2 protein-coding genes and 2 tRNA genes are annotated in these 3,699 nt (G+C 56.1%); all 4 read left to right on the top strand.

The genetic code is table 11. From position 1 onward, the window contains the following. Positions 1–199 precede the first annotated feature (199 nt). The 4 genes from AB5202_RS09815 to AB5202_RS09800 all read left to right on the top strand — a co-directional run bounded on the left by AB5202_RS09815 (position 200) and on the right by AB5202_RS09800 (position 3,697). Positions 200–289: transfer RNA gene (locus AB5202_RS09815), tRNA-Leu, on the top strand. A 59-nt stretch (positions 290–348) separates the two neighbouring features. Next, on the top strand, positions 349–2,694 hold the full coding sequence (locus tag AB5202_RS09810; RefSeq protein ID WP_346981417.1) for a GAF domain-containing SpoIIE family protein phosphatase: 2,346 nt from the start codon (positions 349–351) through the stop codon (positions 2,692–2,694). 78 nt (positions 2,695–2,772) lie between these two features. Continuing rightward, positions 2,773–3,519 carry an anti-sigma factor antagonist gene (locus AB5202_RS09805; protein WP_368144646.1) on the top strand — a complete coding sequence of 249 codons (747 nt, stop codon included), beginning with the start codon at positions 2,773–2,775 and terminating at the stop codon, positions 3,517–3,519. Between the two features lie 105 nt (positions 3,520–3,624). After that, a tRNA-Gly gene (locus AB5202_RS09800) sits at positions 3,625–3,697 on the top strand. The last annotated feature ends 2 nt before the right edge of the window (positions 3,698–3,699 follow it).

Genomic DNA, 3,699 nt, shown 5'->3' with positions numbered 1-3,699 from the left:
GGGTATCGGGTTCCCACATTCATCCGCACATGTGCGGATGAATGTGGGAAGTGTTCGGATGAAGTTGATAATCAAGGATTCATAAATTAGAAAACTTTTTTCAAAAAAGTGCTTGCACAGTTCTCGAATCATAGGTTATTATCTTCCTCGTTGAACGCGCGGGTCGAACAAAACGAACTGCGAATTAACAACATAGTATGTCGGAGTGGCGGAATTGGCAGACGCGCTAGCTTGAGGTGCTAGTGACCGCTTTTTGGTCATGCGGGTTCAAGTCCCGCCTCCGACACCATCGCATTTGAGAAGCCTCTTCGGAGGCTTTTTTGTTACCGATAGACGGTGGGGTCCACGATGGAAACGCTTGAACGCAACGAGTGGGCAGACGTTGCCCAACTAGTCGAGATCACGAGCGATGCTGTCATCATCTGCGAGCTCGACGGAACCATTCTGCATGTGAATAATCGCTTACTTGGTTTGATGTGCGAGGAACGCGCCGACGTCATCGGTGGAGATGTTAAAGACGTCCTGTACTCGTCCGCTTTTGAACGTGCGACGGAACATCGTCTGCCATTTGAAACTGATGGCTCCGAGAGCGAACTTATGCTCAAGTTGAGCGACGGCTCTTTTATTCCCGTCTTGGTTCGTGCGGGCTCCGTAACGCCTCCGCGCATCTTTGGGCGCCGCGCGCCACGTGTCCTGGTGGCACTTCACAGTATCGAGGAACAGTATTCTCACGACCGTCAACTCAAGCGTGCGCTTTCGGAGCTTAGAGTGGCGAACAAGCGCCTCTCTGGCACGCTCTCGGTCATTATGAGTACCGTGGGCTCCGATGAGCTACCCAGCCTGCTTGATACCGTTTTGAACCAGCTTGTAGGAACGCTCGATGCTTCGGGTGCCGCTATCTATTTTTCTGAGAGCGGCGGTTTTAAGCTTCGCGGTGTTTCCAAGGAGCTGTACGACAGCTACCTGCCCGAGTTCTTGCCGTATGGCGCTGGCATTCCGACGTATGTTCTTCGCGAGTCACGTGCCTGTCGCTTGTCGATTCAACAAGACCTTGAGGGCGATAGGGCCGCCTCCGGTATGTTCATGGACCTGGACAATCGTTCTAAGCACCTATTGCGCGTGCAGGATATGCCTCCGTATCGCAGCGAGATCTGTCTTCCCGTTTTTTACGGTACGCAGATCCTTGGCGTGCTGGAAGTTGGTTGGAAACGCCCCCAGGCACCGCTCGCCTATGACGTTAATGTACTCGAGGTCATTTGCGATTACCTGTCTATCCAGCTGGTCGGCATGGCATCGAGCCTTCGCTCCCGTCGCACGGCCGAGCTTGGCCGCTCGCTCAATGTCTTACGTGATGAGTTGTTTACCTTTCTAGACGATTCCGCCGCGGCTACCCAGGCGGTATCGTCCGAGATCTGCAATATGCTCAACTGCCATTTTTGTCCTGTTGAGTATGACGCCAGTCTGGACTCCTACGTCATAGATTTTGAAGGCGGCAGTCGCGTTGCCTTGCCGGACGATCCCGAGAAGCTTTTCTTTTCCACGACGGCGCCGGCGGCACGTCTGGGGGCTGGCCCTGATGGCTTTGAGGCATCTGTTTTGGGCGGCACGAGTGCCGAGGACCTTAAACACGTCCGTATAACTCGCGTTGACGAATCGATGCCTATGGGAGGCTGGCTTAGGGCGCATGGTCTGCCTTGTCAAGGTCTCTACGTCGACTCCGGCATCGAGGCGGGTCGCCCGCGCTCTGAGGGTGATGGCAAGCACAGTAACGACGCGATTGTTCCTGCTTCTGTTGCGAAGAGCCCGACGACGCGCGCGCTGCTGCTTCGTGATGGTAGCCAAGAGCCGATTGATGACCTTGAATATGACTACTTGGTGCACTTGGCGCATGACTTTGAACTGATCTATGAGGGAGAGTCTCAAAAGCGCGAAGAGCGCCATATCGCTCAGACCCTTCAGATTGGCATGAGAAATTCCCTGGGGGATGTTCCGGGTATCGCAACCGATTCGGTGTACCTGTCGGCCACGAATTCGGCGTTGGTCGGAGGCGATTTCTATACGCTCATTCGTCTTCCCGACGACTGTGCCGTCATGATTCTGGGTGATGTGTCTGGCAAAGGCATTGAGGCCGCATCGATGTCCGCGCTCGTCAAGACGGCCCTGACGGCATATGCCTGGGAGGGCGCTGGACCGGCCCGCATGGCACGCTCCCTTAACAGCATGCTCATGGGCTTTTCGAGGGTCGAGACGTTCGTGACGGCCTTTATCGCCAAGATTGACCTTAAAGCCGGACGCGCAACGTATTGTTCGGCGGGCCATCCTCCGACCATGGTCATCAGGCCAGAGTCGATGCCGCTGGGTGGCGGCGAGGCCCGTGGGGGAGAGGTTGAGCTGCTTGGATGCCAATCGGGCGTAATCGGTGCCTTTGAGAGCATGGTGTACGAGACAGGCGTGTTTACGTTTGCCCCCGGCGACATGCTCTTCATGTATACGGATGGAACGATTGAGGCCCGCGACCGCACCGGAGCGTTCTTTGGCGAGCAGCGCTTGCGCGACCTTCTGCTCTCTGTCTCGGGTGAGGGCGTATCGGGCATTTGCGGCAAGGTCTTGGGCGAGCTTGACCGATTTACCGAATCGGCGCTGGACGATGACATTGCATTGGTGTCCCTTGAGTTTTTACGGGGTCGTTCATAGACGACGCTGGGCGGGCTGAATCCGTACGGTTGGGGAAACGAATGCATCGAGTGGGCTTTTTTGGGGAACCATGGTCGTATGAATGAGTGGAATGACATAGCGGTTTTGACGCCACCAGGCGATATCGACATCGCCACGGTGCCTGCGCTGCGTCGGCGGTTGGATGCTTTGATTGGCCGCGGCGTGCGTCGTGTCGTCATCAACTGTCAGGCTGTTAGCTTTATCGATTCTACGGGCTTGGCATTCCTGCTTACGCGCGCTCGTGAGCTTATGAGGCGAGAAGGCCTGCTTTCGCTCGTCAATGCATCAGGTGAAGTTGTTCGCTTTTTGGAGATCGCTCGTCTTGTCGATATCCTTCATGTCGCGGGGCCGGCACGGGAGTCAATTCCTGCCATTCCGGTGGGGGAGCTGCCTCGCTGGAGTAAGAGCGTTGAGGTCCGTCAGGGTATCGAGAATCTTCCATACTACCGACATCGCATCGCCGAACTCCTTGAATCGCTTCCGTTGCGCCGTGACGAGCGCTACGATGTCGCATTGGCGTCGGGGGAGGCGCTGGGTAATGCCTATGACCATGCGGGCGGTATCGGGTGCGTCCTGACGGTTCAGGCCTATGGCGATCGCGTTGTGGTTGAGGTGCTTGATCGAGGTGCCGGCTATTCTATCGATGAAACGAGCGAGCCGGTCGCATCTGAGGAACGCGGCCGTGGTATCAAGCTTATGCGTATGCTCGTCGATAACGTGGAGGTTGCTCGTCGTACGGACGGCGCCGGCACGCGCGTGCAGATGGTGAAGCTGTTTGGCGGAGCGCTGGAATCGTGTGCCTAGCCAATCGCTTTAGCGCGTTTGGCTACTAAGAACATGCGGCAGGCAAGTTTTTTGAAAAAAGTACTTGCGTCTTTTGGACAACTCGCGTAAATTAATAACCCGCAAGCGGACATGGCTCAGTTGGTAGAGCACAACCTTGCCAAGGTTGGGGTCGCGGGTTCGAGCCCCGTTGTCCGCTCC

It is taken from the genome of Collinsella aerofaciens, assembly GCF_040915545.1.
Lineage (GTDB): Bacteria > Actinomycetota > Coriobacteriia > Coriobacteriales > Coriobacteriaceae > Collinsella > Collinsella aerofaciens_BE.
This window is presented reverse-complemented; position numbering and strand designations above follow the sequence as displayed.

Bases quoted from the DNA above. Each gene is read 5' to 3' on its own strand.
- AB5202_RS09805 (WP_368144646.1), top strand. From the start codon at position 2,773: ATGAATGAGTGGAATGACATAGCGGTTTTGACGCCACCAGGCGATATC.
- AB5202_RS09810 (WP_346981417.1), top strand. From the start codon at position 349: ATGGAAACGCTTGAACGCAACGAGTGGGCAGACGTTGCCCAACTAGTC.